General features: G+C 59.8%; 9 protein-coding genes, 1 pseudogene and 1 CRISPR repeat array. All 10 genes and pseudogenes read right to left on the bottom strand.

Features of this window, described 5'->3' with window-relative positions:
- Positions 1 to 42 precede the first annotated feature (42 nt).
- A CRISPR array of direct repeats spans positions 43 to 747; the repeat unit is 37 nt; unit sequence AAGAAAACAAAAGCCCCGCAATGAAGGGGATTGAAAC.
- Positions 748 to 1,077: 330 nt separating this feature from the next.
- On the bottom strand, positions 1,078 to 1,833 hold the full coding sequence (locus tag AC3EA7_RS11715; RefSeq protein WP_488614240.1) for a hypothetical protein: 756 nt from the start codon (positions 1,831 to 1,833) through the stop codon (positions 1,078 to 1,080).
- Positions 1,834 to 1,851: 18 nt separating this feature from the next.
- The gene (locus AC3EA7_RS11720) at positions 1,852 to 4,230 is read right to left on the bottom strand and encodes a peptidoglycan recognition protein family protein (RefSeq protein WP_488614241.1); all 2,379 of its coding nucleotides are present in this window, start codon (positions 4,228 to 4,230) and stop codon (positions 1,852 to 1,854) included.
- A gap of 61 nt (positions 4,231 to 4,291) precedes the next feature.
- A complete protein-coding gene (locus AC3EA7_RS11725) occupies positions 4,292 to 6,334 on the bottom strand; it encodes a putative glycoside hydrolase (RefSeq protein ID WP_488614242.1) in 2,043 nt (680 codons plus the stop codon).
- A gap of 117 nt (positions 6,335 to 6,451) precedes the next feature.
- A complete protein-coding gene (locus tag AC3EA7_RS11730; RefSeq protein WP_488614243.1) occupies positions 6,452 to 7,414 on the bottom strand; it encodes an ABC transporter permease in 963 nt (320 codons plus the stop codon).
- Positions 7,411 to 8,379, bottom strand: coding sequence for an ABC transporter permease (locus AC3EA7_RS11735; RefSeq protein ID WP_488614244.1), 969 nt, complete (start codon positions 8,377 to 8,379; stop codon positions 7,411 to 7,413). The genes AC3EA7_RS11730 and AC3EA7_RS11735 overlap by 4 nt, the downstream gene beginning before the upstream one ends.
- Positions 8,376 to 9,884 (bottom strand): sugar ABC transporter ATP-binding protein, encoded by a 1,509-nt coding sequence (locus AC3EA7_RS11740; protein ID WP_488614277.1) that lies wholly within the window; start codon positions 9,882 to 9,884, stop codon positions 8,376 to 8,378. Before AC3EA7_RS11740 ends, AC3EA7_RS11735 begins: the two co-directional genes overlap by 4 nt.
- A 12-nt stretch (positions 9,885 to 9,896) precedes the next feature.
- Positions 9,897 to 11,004: pseudogene (locus tag AC3EA7_RS11745) on the bottom strand (substrate-binding domain-containing protein).
- Between the two features lie 433 nt (positions 11,005 to 11,437).
- Positions 11,438 to 13,372 (bottom strand): response regulator, encoded by a 1,935-nt coding sequence (locus tag AC3EA7_RS11750; protein WP_488614245.1) that lies wholly within the window; start codon positions 13,370 to 13,372, stop codon positions 11,438 to 11,440.
- Positions 13,373 to 13,386: 14 nt separating this feature from the next.
- Positions 13,387 to 13,830: a response regulator gene (locus AC3EA7_RS11755; RefSeq protein ID WP_488614246.1), complete on the bottom strand. Its 444-nt coding sequence runs from the start codon at positions 13,828 to 13,830 to the stop codon at positions 13,387 to 13,389.
- Entirely contained in the window at positions 13,790 to 15,520 is a 1,731-nt protein-coding gene (locus AC3EA7_RS11760; RefSeq protein ID WP_488614247.1) for a sensor histidine kinase, read from the bottom strand. The genes AC3EA7_RS11755 and AC3EA7_RS11760 overlap by 41 nt, the downstream gene beginning before the upstream one ends.
- Between the last annotated feature and the right edge of the window lie 278 nt (positions 15,521 to 15,798).

Here is a 15,798-nt window from a genome sequence, read left to right on the forward strand (position 1 = left end):
AAACAGGCCGTCCTCGAACTCGATCAGCATCTTGGTCCCGCTAAGAAAACAAAAGCCCCGCAATGAAGGGGATTGAAACCCTACGCACCTTGTTGCTGTACCGAGAAACCACAACCAAGAAAACAAAAGCCCCGCAATGAAGGGGATTGAAACGTACACGGTTGATGTGGATGCGGAGCTGCGTCCATGCAAGAAAACAAAAGCCCCGCAATGAAGGGGATTGAAACTCCCGCCGAGCCGCCCCGAGAGGTCCGCGCCCTGGTTGAAGAAAACAAAAGCCCCGCAATGAAGGGGATTGAAACCACCGTCACCACGGGGGTGTCGGTGGCCTTGGCCTTGCAAGAAAACAAAAGCCCCGCAATGAAGGGGATTGAAACCTCCTGGCCACCGCGCATGTGCGGTGGCCCTAAAACGAAGAAAACAAAAGCCCCGCAATGAAGGGGATTGAAACCCACGGAGGGCGTCGGCGTGTTGCTCGGCGTCACCGTAAGAAAACAAAAGCCCCGCAATGAAGGGGATTGAAACTTGCCGAGCTCGTCGGCGCCACGGAGGGCGTCACCGTAAGAAAACAAAAGCCCCGCAATGAAGGGGATTGAAACCAGTCAGTGTCCGCCGTCCACGTGGGGACGGCGGGGGAAGAAAACAAAAGCCCCGCAATGAAGGGGATTGAAACTTGTCGAGCGCTGCCACGCTCGGAAGCTTGTTTTCGCAAGAAAACAAAAGCCCCGCAATGAAGGGGATTGAAACAGGACACTGTGTAGGTCACCTGGGGCGGCGCGCAGTGCAAGAAAACAAAAGCTCCGCAATGACATAGGCGGCGGGTCGCACGCCGCTCTATCGACGCCAGATGGCCGCCGCAATGACGCAGGCGGCGGGTCTCAGACCCGTCGTTCCATCGAGGCCAATGTGTCCGCCGCGATGAAGGGGATTGACCGCCCCTTTCGACGCGAGAAGCGCCGCCTCGCCCCGACGCCTTCTTCTCCTTGCGCAGACGAAGGGGGTTGGGGGATGAGGGGAACCGGGGCGGAGGGACGCCGCTTGTTCCCTGGTCGGGGTTCTGCGCTTCACATATATTCGCTATGGCGTTGCTGGGGTATTGCGCGCCGTCGGGGTGGCAGTGACGGCGGGTGATGGCGTTGCAGTATCGGTGGCGGTAACCTCTGGAGTCCCGGTGATCGTCGGCGTCGCGTTTGGTGTCACAGTTGGGTTTATCGTCGGTTCAGCGGTCGCCGTCGCCGTCGGCGCGGTAGCTGGCAGGATTGGCGTTGGCCCGCTCAGATCGAATGCGGCATCGCCAGCAATATCGCTGAGACGCTGTAGAAAACGCTCGATGCGCTGGGAACGGCGGTCGAGTTCCTGCAGCAATGCCGCGCGCCCCGCTTCGGCGGTTGCAAATGCACTCACCTGATCGCGACTCGAGCGCGCATCGGCGACGAGGGTGGCGTTCTGACCGACGATTGCGGTTAACTGTTCGCGCACCTGTTCGCGCAGGAGGCGCACGTCATCAATGGCGCTGCGAATGTCGCTGAGCGCCTCCCGGTCGTCACTGGCGCGTCGGGCAAGGTCGGCCACGTCGGTCGCCACTGCGTCGGCGCGGCTCACGAGCGTCGCGTTGCGCGCTTCGAGGGTTGCTACCTGTGCTCGTGCGGCAGCAAGTTCTTGCGGCGTAGCGGGCGTGAACCCTAGCCAGAGGAGGGTTGCGCCGGTCACCAGCAGCGTGATCGCCGTCGTGATCAGGATGACCAGGAAGGCTGCCAGCAGGCGGGCAAAAAAGCCGCTGCCACGTCGGGGCGGCGGCGGTGTGGCAGGTGGAGACTCGGAAGCGTTGGTCATTGTGCCTCATCCTGCATGTTAATCACCCGGCACACCGGGCGATGTTTCACCGCCGCGATTGCTGGCGGATGCTGGGGGTCCTGCATAGATTGAACGTTCCACCACGACCGGCTGTGTCGCGCGCACCGTCGCAGAAATGATGGTTTGATCGGGGAAGAGTTCGTGCACCGCCATGGTATAGCGTGAGCCGGCGGGCATCACGAGCGACCGGCTGGCAGGCGAGCCATCCGCCAGAATGAAGGCGACATCAATGCGCGCCTGACTGCGCGAGGGATTGCTGATCAAGAGATACTGCTGGTAATCGCCGCTGGTGCGACCGTCGGCAAAGCGCCACGAGTAGGCCGGCGCCGTCACTCCCGGTCCCGCCGTTCCTACGGCGCCGTCGCGCCAGTAGAGCGCGCGCTCCGCAGCAATGGGACGATCAGAGATAATGGTTGTTGCGACACCCAGTTCCGGCACAACATCGTTGACATCGATCGATAGACGCGCCAGCGGCGGAATCGCGTAGCGTCGCGCCAGCGATGTACCATCAGGGGTCAAGAAACGCACCGTAATATTGGCGCGGTCGCCGTTTGGATTCACAACGAGCAGCGACATCTGGAATGGTGGTGCGGTGGTTCCCTCGGCGAAATACCACTCCCGCGACAGTTCGGTTACTCCGGGCGATATGTGCATGCCACCGCTGGTGAGCGTACTGCCAGGACCAAAGATCATGGTGCGCTCTGCGACAATTGGCTGGCTGGCGGTGACTCGCATGCCAAAGGAGGCGTTCGGCAGCAGATCTCTCATCACGATGACCGTCCGCTGCTGCGGTAGTAATGTGACCGGTTCGCTGTCGAACGGCGGATACACGAAGGTTGTGCCATCATTCGTGATCAGCAGCACACGCGCGCCCACTGGCTCGGATTGTGGATTGAACAAGACCAGAAAGGTGCGTTTATCGCCCTCGGTCGAACCCTCGGCGAAGTACCAGACGCGCGAGGGGCGCATAATGCCAGGCTGTACGCTCAGGTCGGCGCCAAAATTCATGAAACGCTCTGCGATAATTGGCGCATTGGACTCAATCATTGCCGGGGCGTCGGGGGTATCGTTGAAGACCTGGTTGATCACCAGGTTGGCGCGCGCGCCGGGTGCAACGGTTGTTTCGCGGATGACCTCGACGCCTGGCTGTCGCACAATGATGAAGCGTACCGTGGCAGGCTTTTCGCCAGGATTGAGCACAGCGAGACGTTCTTCGTAATCACGGGGGTTCCCTTCGGCGAAGAACCACCGCGAGCGCACCATTGCGGCGCTGGCAGAGAGCCGGATCTGCGGCAGCGCGTCACGCAGCGCATTCGAGGGATCGCCGGCGGAAGGCGCCAGATTGCTATGCGCCGCGATGGTCGGTCCAACAACGTTGGAACCGTTGAGGGCGATAATACGCTGACCGGTCGGTTCGATGCGATATGCATCACAGAGCCATGCCAGCAACGAGCGGAGCGCGTCGAGTTGTGCCGCAGGCGGCGACCCTTCGCCGATAAGCGCGATGTGGACCGCTGCGCCGCCGCTCAATTCGGGGACAGAAGCGGTCGGTCCACCATTTCGGCCCTCGAAGATCGTGCCATCACGTCCGATGATGTAGTGATAAACCGTATCGTTCAACCCGAGCGTCTGCTCGTGGTACGCAGCGAGCGCGCGCAGGAATGGCAGCGGGTCGTCGAGTGCATCGGCGCCGACCTGATGGAGCACGATGCCCTGCGGCGCTGATCGCGTTCCGCGGTAGGCGCGGGGATTGCCGCCAGTCCATGATGTACGGGTGAACACCTGTGGCGGAACGGTCAGCGTCGCCGGTCCGCCCACGGCGGGAATGGCGCCGGTTGCGCGTGGCGGTCCCGCGCCTGTATCGAAGTAACTGATGCTGACATCGCTCAATATGGGCGAAGCGTTGGGGACCGTACTGCTCAATATGGCGCGGAACTGCAAGGCGCGCGTATCCGGTGGCAGCGGGCGCACTCCTTCGGTGGCAAAAGCGTCCGGGGTTGATCGGGCGCGCAGTTCGCCTGCCGTCAGCGGCTGCCAGGGACCTGGTTGATCGGGTGAGGGGCCACCGCGAATCTCGAGCGTGAGCGTTGTGCCGGGCGGAACGTCAGCATGCCAGACGACGCCTACCGCATTCAGAGAAGTGGTCAGCGAAATTGGTTCAGAGACGAACGTCCCGCGGGTGGCGCCGCGTTCCAGGCGCAGTTCGCCGTCGGCATTCGTGATGATCTGCACACCGGTGCGTGTACCGCGCTGCCAATCCGCCTGAGTGCTGAACACAATCCGCCCCGACTGCACCGGCGCCTGCGCGAACGCTGGCGCTGGAACGGCGCCGAGCATACTGCCAACCAGTAGAACCGCAGCAATCAGGCGGTACATAACGTCTCCCTGGTCCGGTGATCGTGCAATCAAGGGTTTCGAGCAGCCTTAACTTCTAACCCTACTCCGCCGGCTTCAACGCTTCGACATGATACACATTCGTCGAGTCGTACAGGATCCAGCCTGCGCTGGCGTCGAACTCCTCGACTGCGCGAATCTGTGCACGCACCTGAGCGGGCGTGTATTCAACCAGCAGTTCTTTCGGCACCCAGATCAGCGTAAAATCCTGCAACCAGGGGCGCAGCAGCGCGCGTTTGCCCTCAACTTGTTTGAATGCCGCAGTCATCGCTTTCTGGACGACTTCATAGGGATATTTTGCCGGGTTGTCGAAGCCAAATTCACCCGGATTGAAGTGCGAAGGATAGATCATCGGGCTGATATAATCGGTATACTCCGCCATCATGCTCAGATTTTGCCCCAGCAATCGCGAAGGACCAAAAGCGGTGTAGCCGAACACGTCAACTGAAAAGAATGCCCCAGCGCCATTGATCGCGCGGTGCGAGCGTTTGAGCATTTCCGTAATGTTCGCCCAACGTTCTTCGGGTGTTCCTTCGCGTGAAAGCAGCAACCGGTCCTTATCGGTCGGTGAAAACTCGAGCGAGGGGAACCGGATGTAATCATACTGGATCTCATCGAAGCCGAGCAGCGCCGCTTCGACCGACAGTTGAATGTTATAATCCCAGACGTTCTCATTCCACGGATCGAGCCAGGCGTAGCGAATACTTGGAGCCGGATAATCATAGAAGATGCCGCCGGTGGTGCGATCTTTTGCGGCCCACTCCGGTTTCGCCTCGGCGAGCACATTGTCGTGGCTGAAGATATGGACGCGCGCGATGGTGTAAATGCCGCGTCGCCTGGCTTCATCGAGGATGGCGCGCAGGTCCATATAGGGCTTGAACGTCCCCAGTTCACGCACAATGGGGACCTGCGAGTCGTAATAGATCAGCCCAAGGTCGTCGCGCAGGTCGGACTTGACATCGATGACGATGGCGTTCAATTCGGTTGCATCGATGATGTCGAAATACTGCATCAACAGGTTCCAGCGTGAGGCGACCGCAGCAGTCACATAGAGCGCCTTCGAATAGAACGGCTCGAGTTCGATGGTTGTCGGCACACTGCCGGGGCGCAGTTCGATCACGGCTTTACGATACCCCGGCGCCAGCACTTGAAGATACCCCTGCTCTGGAATGCCCTCGAGCGTGAACGATCCATCAGGGCTGTTGTCGATCCGTGTCATCGCCACATCGCTGCTCTCTAGATTGATCGTCGCAATCACGGTGGCATTGCGGATCGGTTGTTTCGATTGCGCGTCAATCAGGAGTCCGCTCAGTGTATCGGGACGGAGCGCCACATCGAGCGCGGTCAGGCGCTCCACGGGTTGGTCGAGACGCGCATATCCCCTGGCACTGATCGTGATCGTCCCTTTCTCAGGAGTATCCTGCAGGACATACGTCCCATCGCTGTCGGTCGTCGTCGTCTGATCGCCGAGCGACACCGATGCGCCGGCAATCGGACGACCGGTATACCCGTCGGTTACTGTGCCGCGCAGGGTATCGGGACGGATCGCGGTGTCGAACGATGTAGCGCGCGCTATATCACTGACCAGTGGCGCGTATCCGTCGGCGATGATGGTCACGCGAAACGTTTCCGGCACGCCGGTCAGCGTATACCGTCCTTCGGCGTCAGTTGTGGCGCTGATCGTTTCGGACGCCTGCACGAGCGCGCTGACGACGGGAGCGCCGGTGTACAGGTCGGTAATCACGCCGCTGAGGGTGTTGGGACGCACCCGCACCGGATCAAGGGTGACAACCGGCGGTTCTGGTCGTTCCAGGTGTGGCAGGGTGGAAAGATCGATCTCGACAGGCTCGTACCCGCTGGCAATGACCTTGATGACATCACGCGCGCTCCAGCGATCAATCTGATAGACCCCGTTTGCATCGGTTGTCACCTGGAGGTCGCCAACCGTCACGGTAGCGACGACCGGTTCTCCGGTGTATGCATTGGTAACGGCGCCCGTGAGTGAAACGGCGGGCCGGCTACATGCCGTTGCCACAAGCGCCAGGAGCATGACCCCTATGAGCGCGCATACTCGAATCCATCGCATCGATTGCTCCATCCCACGCAATGTATCACTGGCATTACACTGCGCGTATAATAAAGGCTTGACAGCGTATTGTCAAGAATGGCTTGATAGTAAATCGATCAATGCAGGGGTGTCAAATCATTGCCGAAAACCGCGTTGACGTCCATAGATTGCGATCATTGCCAGCAGGGTGGCGCCGAGCACCATACGGCGCACCGACTCCTGCATCTGCATGGTCGTCAGCAGGCTGGTAATCAGCGTCAACACCAGCGCACCCGCCATCGTGCCGAAGTAACTTCCTTTGCCGCCGGTCAGCAGCGTTCCGCCGACGGCGACCGCCGCAATCGATGGAAAGAGGAAGGGTTCGCCAATGCGGATATGCACGACGCCGGTATTGCCGACAACCAGAAAGCCGCCAAGCCCGGCAAGCATTCCTGAAAGCGCATATGTAGCAATAATCATGCCGGTCACGTTAATGCCGGAAAGGCGTGCAGTCGTGCGGTTCGTTCCAATGGCGAACAGGTTTTTCCCGAAGGTGGTGCGTTCCAGCAACAGCCACATGAAAGCGGCAAACACCGCCCAGATCAGGATGGCGCCAGGAATGCCCCACAGAACCGGACGGACGATCAATTGCGTCATGATCGGCGCAACGGCGCCGCTGACATTTCCCTGGGTGATAACCAGGATTAACCCGCTCACCACGCCCGCCATGCCGAGGGTCATCACCAGTGGCGAGATAGTGAGAAACGCCACGCCAGCGCCGTTGAGCAGCCCGATCAATCCACCAACGACCAGCACCGCCAGCAGTGCGGGCAGCACTTGTTCGTTTTTGCCGCTGACGATGGTGTAGGTCAGAATCGCAGTCAGGGTGACGACGGCGCCTGTTGAGAGATCGATGCCTTCTCCGCCGCTGATAACCACCAGGGTCTGCCCGGCGGCGATAATGCCCAGGAAGACCGAGAGACGCACGATATTGATCGCCTGCGCTGTGGCAACATCGAGATTGCCGCCGAAGCCGTTGGGCAGGAATCCGCTGAGCAGAAACAGCGCCATCGCCAGCAATACCGCAGCGAGCGGCGGTGAGATCGTCGGTCGCTTCATCCTCTCCTCCTGCGCACCAGCCTGATGATGCCGGGCATTGCCAGCGCCAGCACGATAATTGCGGCGTTGACGAATGTCTGCCACCATGTGGCGACGCCGGCAAACGAGATGATATTGCGTATTAAGCCAAGGATCACCGCGCCGATGATGGGCCCGGTGATGCCGCCAGCGCCGCCGCTCAACGGTGTTCCGCCGATCACGGCCGCCGTGATTGATGAAAGGGTCAGCGGATCGCCGACCTGTGCATTGCCGGAGCCGGTGAGGAGTGTCATCGCAATCCCGCCCAGCGCCGCCATCAACCCCGAGATGACATAAGTGCTGAACTGTATCGCCCGCACCGGCGCCCCCGTCTCGTAGGCAGCCTCCGCCTTGCCGCCGACAGCGTAGAGGTAGCGTCCGTAGCGCGTGCGCCGCATGATTGCCCAGATGAACAGGAGCAGTGCAATGATATAGAAAGCGAGCGGCAGCCAGAGAATAATCGTCTCGCGGTAGAATGCCGTCAGGCGCGATGGTGCGCCGCCGCCAGGGTTCGGCAGGATGAAGAGCGCCAGCCCGGCATAGATAAAACTGGTGGCAAAGGTCGTAATGATCGGCTGGAGACGCACATAGGCGATCAACAACCCATTCAGCGCGCCGGCGCCCATACCAACGAACAATGCGACGCCCATCATAACTCCCGCAGTGCTCAGATCGCCGCTCAACCCGATCTGTGTGGCGAGTAATGCGTTGACCACCGAGACAATCGAGCCGACCGAAATATCGATGCCGCCGCCGATCATCACGATCGCCTGCCCGATGGTCACCAGGATCAGCGGCAAAAAGACGCGCATATTACTGTTCAGAGTCGTCGGTTCGAGCAGGTTTGGTTGCAACAGTGCATTAGCTGTGAATGCTATGACCAGCAGCAGCAAAGCAAACAGATAGGGATGGCGATAGGTCGCCTGCTGCCAGCGCGTTTGTTTCATGGCGTCTCCCTGCGAGCAACTCCAAGGCTTGCGGCGACCAGATTGGCGGTTGTCAGCGATGCGCCGGCGAGTTCGGAACTGATCCGTCCATCGTGCATGACGAGCAGCCGGTCACTCAGACTGATCAGTTCTTCGTCGTCGCTGCTGTAGAGGATCACGGTGGTTCCCTCATCGCACAGCCGGGTGAGCAGACGATAGAACTCGGCTTTGGTGGCAATATCGACCCCTTTGGTCGGGTCGTCGAGGAGCAGGATGCTTGGATTGCGCAGGAGCCATTTCCCAATGACCACTTTCTGGGCATTGCCGCCGGAGAGGGCGCTGACCGGCGCATCAAGCCCGGCCATTTTCAGGTCGAGGCGGGCTGCGATGACACCGGCGTTCTGGTGGGCGCGTTTCATACGCAGCGGAAAACCATAGTCACGCCATGAGGGAACGAGCAGATTCTCCAGGATCGAGCGGATGGAGAGCAATCCCTCGCCGGTGCGATCACCGGGCACAAGCGCCACGCCGTGCTTCATCGCCTGCCGTGGATGGGTAAAATGAACCGGTTTGCCGTCGAGCATGATGCGTCCGTTGTACGGTATGCCGCCAAAGATGGCAAGGAGCAAGTCGCGCTGTCCCTGGCCTTTCAACCCGCCGATGCCGAGCAATTCTCCCTCGTGCACCCGCATGCTGACCCCGCGAAGTATGCCGGTGCGTAGATCATCGATCTGCAGAATAACGCGCCGCGTCGCCAGATCGTCGGGCGACAGGCGGCGGCGTTCGATGGCGCCGCCGGAGGCCTCCGGCGCCATCAATGCCACCAGATCACCCGCAGTTGCGTCCTTCATCGCCCCCTCGCCAACCGTCTGACCGTTGCGCAATACGGAGTAGCGGTCGGCAATCTGTTCGATTTCGACCATGCGATGAGAAATAAAGATAATCGCGGTTCCCTGCGTTTTCCATTGCCCGATCAGGTCGAACAGTCGTTGCACTTGGCGGCTATCCAGGCTTGCCGTTGCTTCGTCCAGGATCAAGAGGCGTGGATTGACGCTGATCGCCTTTAGGATTTCGACGATCTGCCGCTCATCGGGGAGCAACGCCGACACCGGCGTATCCGGCGTGAGGTCAGCGCGGAATGTGCCGGCAAAGAGCGACAGCAGCGCTTCGGTGCGTTGCCGTTCAGTCCGATGGTCGATCAGAATGCCGCGCCGCAACGGCTCACGGGTGAGCCAGATATTCTCGGCGACGGTCATCTGCGGGATGAGGCTGAGTTCCTGGAATACCGTCGAGATGCCAGCATCTTTTGCGGCGTGCGGCGAGCCGAAACGCACTGCGCGGCCGGCGAAGAGGAGTTGCCCCCCATCGGGGGCAACTACTCCGTTGATGACTTTGCTGAGCGTACTCTTGCCGCTGCCGTTTGCCCCGATCAGCGCCAGCGTTTCGCCGGGGCTGACCTCCAGGCTGGCATCGATCAGCGCCTGGACGGCGCCGTACCGCTTGGCGACATTACGAACAGCAAGCAGGGCGCCATGGCGCTACTTCACGAAGAACTGCTGTACCTCCTCGTCGGTCATGATGCCGTCGAGCAGGTAGGTGGCCGGCTTGTCCTTGCACACGGTAGTGAACACTTCCTGGAAGTTCTCCTTCGTCACGATCACCGGCACCGGAATGATGAACGACAGACCATTCGCCCCGCCGAGTTTGCTCTTGTCCACCTGCTTGCCCTGAAGCATATTGACGGCGATGCGCAGACCGGTCGGCGACACGCCGGGCGGGTTGGCGACGGCGATCGTCTCGAAGTTAGGATCTTCCTTCAGTCGCTGATCCCACAACTGGAGGAACTGGCAGCGCCCCTCGCCGACGAGCACGGGCCACTTCTGCGGGTTGGCCGCCATCACTGCCTGCATTGCGCCAATTGCCATGCCGTCTTGCGTCCAATAGCCATCGAGGTTGGGGAATGACGCCAGGAAGTTCGACATCACCTGCTGTCCGGTGGCTTCGTCCCATTTGCCGGTTTCACGGCCCAGCACCTTGATGTTAGGGTACTCCTTCAGCACTTCCTCAACGCCTTCCATGCGCGCGACATTCGCCGGGTGTCCGGGAAAGCCTTCAATCAACACAATATTTCAGTTTTTCCGCCAGCCAGCGGGCTGAGATCTTCGCCCATTCCTTCTGGTCGATGCCGACGTTGTAGACGCCGGGGGTGTTGAGTTCTTGATCGACCGAGATGACGATGATGCCTTTGTTGATCGCTTCCTGCAGCGTGTCGTTGAGTCCGTTGACATCGCTGGGGTTCACCAGGATGGCATCGACCCCCTTATTGATGAGATTCTGGAGTTGCTGAATCTGCCCGGCGACATCGGTATCGGCACTTTCAATCACGAGTTCGTTGGTGATGCCGAGGTCCATGTATTCTTTATTGACCTCGATCAACGACTGGATCATCTGGGTGCGATATTCGCTGCTGATGAACGGGTTGGAGATGCCGATGGTGAACTTTCTGCCTTCTGGAGCCGGTGCAGTTGCAGGCTGCTGCGCGGGTGCGGTGGTTGGCGCGGTTGTGGACGGCGCGCCGCCACACGCGGCGATCAGTGTCGCGCTCATGAGTACGATCGCAATCAATACGAAATGTCGGCGAGTCATTGCCTGTTCCTCCTGTTTGTCAGAATCTTGATGCGATGAAGTGAGGACGATACGAGATTGATCGGTCGCCACCTCCTTTCATTCAGCGCGGTGAGTGAACATTGCTATCTCACGCTCTACCGGTGTAGCGGTTTGCGTTTCGGCGGAGTGGTGGGGCGCTGTGCACCGGCGTACAGCCCCGCCGTTTCGCCAGCAACACTTCGCGAACCTCCTTCGCACGGCTCAGGGGCGGGATGTTCGGGCATAGAAGGGTCGCCAATCGCACCAGCGAACTACTACCTGATCCGCTGTCCATCGATTGCGGCGCTTCGCGGCGCGTGTGATGGCAAACCTGCGCCATCGATTGTAGATCAGAGTGCTGAAATCGGCAAGCGGCGAGAGGGGTGATGATCGTTTTTTTGAAAATTTTACTGTGTAGAGGTCAATGGATGGTTCACATACTGTGATCTTTCCTCCTCGTATCCAGAATAGCGCGCACCTTTTGCAGGAGTTCGGTAGGAGTGAACGGCTTCTGGATCACGGGCGCATCGGTTGCTTGATGCGTGGGTTGTTGCAACTCAACGGCGTACCCGGTCATGAACAGCGCCCTGATCTGTGGTTGCAGGAAGGTCAGATGATCTGCCAGCGCAATTCCGCTGGTGTAAGGGAGCACGTGGTCGCTCAGAAGCAAATCGATGGTTGCGCCCCCTTCGGCGTGAGCAATCGCTTCACGACCGTTGCTCGCTTCGAGAACCGTGTACCCATGCGCACGCAGAACCCGCATTGCCAGTGATCGCACTGCCGGATCATCCTCAACCAGCAGGATGGTTTCTGAGCCGCCGAGATCGGCGCACTGATCAACAGTTGCGCACCCTGGCGGATCGACAGTCGGGGCGCGCGGCAGATATATGGTAACGACTGTGCCGCGTCCTGGCTCACTCGCCAGATCAATAGCGCCGCCGTGACGCATCACGATGCCGTAGCAGGTCGCCAAACCCAATCCTGTACCTTCACCAGGGTTCTTCGTTGTGAAGAATGGCTCGAAGGCGCGCTGGCGCGCCTCTTCGTCCATGCCGATGCCGGTGTCGCTGACCGTCAGGCGGACGTACTCTCCCACGTTCAGGGAGGGGTAGATGCGCTCGAACGCCTCATCGATCACAACGTTCTCGGTTGTGATCGTCAGGGCGCCGCCGTCTGCCATAGCATCACGCGCATTGACGGCAAGATTGACCAGCACCTGCTCGATCTGTCCTGGATCGGCGCGCACCCGCCAGAGATCGGGAGCGAGATGCATGTGCAAGGCGATATTCTCATGGATCAGGCGGCGCAGCAGTTTGTGCATATCGCGAATAAGCGCATTCAGGTCGGTCGGGCGCGGATCGAACGTCTGACGGCGGGCAAAGGCGAGCAACTGACGGGTCAGCGTCGAGGCGCGCTCGGTGGCGTGCTGTATCTCGATCAATTCCAGCGTCGCCGGGTGGTCGTCGGGAAGCGACTGGCGCGCCAGTTCGGCGCATCCGGTGATCACTGCCAGGAGATTGTTGAAATCGTGGGCGATACCGCCCGACAACCGACCAAGCGCATCCATTTTTTGAACCTGGAACAACCGTTCTTCCAGTTCACGGCGCGCCGTAATATCGCGCCCGATAACGATAGCCGCAGGCGCATTCTCGTGCTCAACGGCTTTGATGTCGCACTCGAACCAGCGCCAGGAACCATTGGTATGGCGGTAGCGGAAGGTGACAGTGGCGCGTTGATGCTGAACGATACCCTGCCAGTACTCCGCACTGTTCGGCATATCATTGGGATGCAACCCCTCAAAGGCATCGCGTCCGATCAGTTCTTCGGGGGAGCGTCCCAGCAGATTGATGCATGAAGGGCTGACGTAGCAGAACCGATGGTGATTATCGAGAATCGCTATCAGATCCGAGGTGTTTTCGGTGATCAGACGGTAGCGCGCTTCGATGTCGCGCAACGCCTGCTCGAAGTGGCGCTGCGACTGGATCGACTGCCACTGGCGCAACGCGCGCTGCGCGATACGCGGCAGATCAAGGAAGGCGGCTTCGCTCTTGACGATATAGTCGAGCGCGCCGGCGCGAATGGCTTCGACCGCCACCCGCTCATAGCCATAGCCGGTCATCAGAATGACCGGTAGCGCGTGGGATGGATCGAGCAGTTCCAGACCGTTGCCGTCAGGCAGGCGCCAGTCGCAGATGATCAGGTCAAAGCCAGCCGTGTCGCCAGCCAGCAGCGCGTGCGCTTCCCGCAGGGTATGGGCGACGAACAGATCGAAGAGCGATTGCCAGGCGTCAAAGGCGCGCCGGATCAGTTCAATGTGCGATTCATCATCTTCGATGAGCAACAATCGGACGTGTTCGATGCCAGACACTGTCGATTCCGCGTTTACGCTGGAGAAACCGTGTTGCGCGTCAGCCAGTAGACCCCAACATCCTGCATCAGATCACGAAATGCTTCAAAACCGAACGGCTTGACCAGGTAACTGTTGGCATGCGCGTCATAGGCGCGAGTTATATCACGCTCTGCCGAGGATGTCGTCAGCACCACGACCGGAATGCGACGCAGGTTCGCCGATTGCTTGATGCTTGTCAGTACATCAAGCCCATCGACACGCGGCAGACGCAGATCGAGCAGAATAACATGCGGACGGGGACTTTGGTCGGGATCGGCCCATGCCCCGCGGCGATGCAGATAATCAAGGGCGCTCTCGCCATCACTAATATGGATGATCTGCGGCACCCATGGTTGCCCGTCGAGCGTGCGCCGGATCAGTTCTGCGTGGTCGTCACTATCCTCCACCAGGAGCACTCTGAGTGTGGCGTTGGTCATAGCTTACTTCCTCGAGTGGTGTAGGGGCAGCAGGAAGCGAGAAGTAAAAGGTAGCGCCACTACCCGATCCGTGCGAGTCGACCCAGATGCGTCCTCCATGCACATCAATGATACGACGAACAATGGTCAATCCGATGCCGGTTCCTTCAGTGTGCGGATTGAGTTTGTTGAACAGGCCGAAGATTTGCTCATGGTACTTCGGATCGATCCCAATGCCGTTATCACGCACAAAGAAGATCGGCATCTCCTGTGACTCGCGGATCACGCCGATCTCAACGTCGGGCGCATGCTGATTATCGCAGAACTTGAGCGCATTATCAACCAGGTTTTGCACGACTTCCACCAGACGATCGCGATCACCATGCACCACCGGCATATCGGGAGCGACACGGATGCGCACCTGCCGTTCGGCGATCCTGCCGGCCAGCAGTTCAAGCGCGTCTTGTACAATCGCGTTGAATGGCACATAGTGCGGGGCAGCGCGCAGGCGACCAATCCGCGACAGTTCGAGCAGATCGTGCAACAAACGCTCCATTTTCTGTACGGCGGCATCAATGCGCCGGATGTCGTTCTGCACGCGCTCCGTGTTTCCTTCACACAGGTCACGCTCCAGATAACCGAGAAACCCCCGGATCGTGATCAGCGGACTCTTCAGATCGTGTGATGCGGTGTAGGTGAAGCGTTCCAGTTCGGCGTTTTTCTGTTCGAGTTCGGCGATCAGGCGTTCGCGCTCTGCCTGCATCCGGTGCTGCTTGGTCACATTACGCGCCAGTACCATGGCGTACTTCACCTGTCCGCTATCGTCGATCAGCGGCACATACTGGTACTGGTACATCCGATCCTCGTAGGGGATCTCGGCTGCAAAGCGCCTGCCGCTCAATGCGGCGCGGATATTCCCTTCAACTTGCGCTGCGAACGAATGGGGAATCGCCTCGTACAGCAGACGCCCTTCGAGCATCTCCTTCGAGTAGCCGGTCGCAGCGAGTTCCGGTCCGTCAGCCAGTACAAACCGCAGGTCGTGGTCGAAGATCAGCACGGCGCTATCGGGCAGGTTTGCCGCCAGGATGCGGTAACGTTCTTCTGAGATGCGCAGCGCTGCTGCCTGCGTCTTCAGCGCCTCCGCGTTCTGGCGCGCAAGCGCACGGCTGTGGTGCAGGCTTTCACTCAACAGGCGCGCCGCGAACGCTGTTAAACCCAGAATGAGCGCCAGATCGAACCAGTCGCCGGGTTCGCCATCGTATGGCGAATTGGTCCATCCATACGTTTCCGCCGTCACAATCCCGGCAATCACCAGCAGGATCGTCGCAACCATCGCAATGAAGGCGCGACGGTCGAGGAGGAGGCTGCCGATGACGATCACCGTGGCGTAGAGGCTGGTCACTGTGTCGTGTGCGCCGCGACCAATGAATTGCAGCGAGGCGGTCAGTACGATGAACAGGCTCAACAAAAGGGCGATCGACAGGTGCAACCGGCGTGCGTAGAGCAGCAGCAGGGCGATGATCGCAACACTGCCGCTTGCGAGCAGCGCAATGGTCGGTGTCGAGCGTCCAAGGAACGCATTGATCGTCGCAGCGCCAAATGCAACCGCCAGGCAGACACGCAGCATCAGATGCTGGGTCTGCGCAATGCGCGTTTGCTCTTCGTCATCGAAGAAAGGAGGCTGGAACAGTCTTAAGAGCGAACGTTTCATTCCGTGTTTGCACTTAAGGTGTTTGTTTCACATTGTACCTTATACTGATGCGCGATCATTTGTACCATACTTCCGGTGCGCGCAGCGGGACGCCGGGCGCTGCGGGCTGATGAGCATGTAAAATAATCTGGCATTTGCGCTGCGCCCGGCGGCTGAAGCCGCAGGCTACGGTTGCGAAGCCTGCCTGCGCAGGCTCTACCAGACTCAATTCTTATACTCGTGCGCGGTCAATACCGCCGGAACGCGCGGCGAGACGCAGGGGCGCTGCGGGCTAAAGC

It is taken from the genome of Roseiflexus sp., assembly GCF_057785375.1.

What these genes read in the sequence shown, in the direction of transcription:
- AC3EA7_RS11755 (WP_488614246.1), bottom strand. Translation starts at nt 13,830, where the DNA reads ATGACCAACGCCACACTCAGAGTGCTCCTGGTGGAGGATAGTGACGAC.
- AC3EA7_RS11760 (WP_488614247.1), bottom strand. Translation starts at nt 15,520, where the DNA reads ATGAAACGTTCGCTCTTAAGACTGTTCCAGCCTCCTTTCTTCGATGAC.
- AC3EA7_RS11725 (WP_488614242.1), bottom strand. Translation starts at nt 6,334, where the DNA reads ATGCGATGGATTCGAGTATGCGCGCTCATAGGGGTCATGCTCCTGGCG.
- AC3EA7_RS11720 (WP_488614241.1), bottom strand. Translation starts at nt 4,230, where the DNA reads ATGTACCGCCTGATTGCTGCGGTTCTACTGGTTGGCAGTATGCTCGGC.
- AC3EA7_RS11715 (WP_488614240.1), bottom strand. Translation starts at nt 1,833, where the DNA reads ATGACCAACGCTTCCGAGTCTCCACCTGCCACACCGCCGCCGCCCCGA.
- AC3EA7_RS11735 (WP_488614244.1), bottom strand. Translation starts at nt 8,379, where the DNA reads ATGAAACAAACGCGCTGGCAGCAGGCGACCTATCGCCATCCCTATCTG.
- AC3EA7_RS11730 (WP_488614243.1), bottom strand. Translation starts at nt 7,414, where the DNA reads ATGAAGCGACCGACGATCTCACCGCCGCTCGCTGCGGTATTGCTGGCG.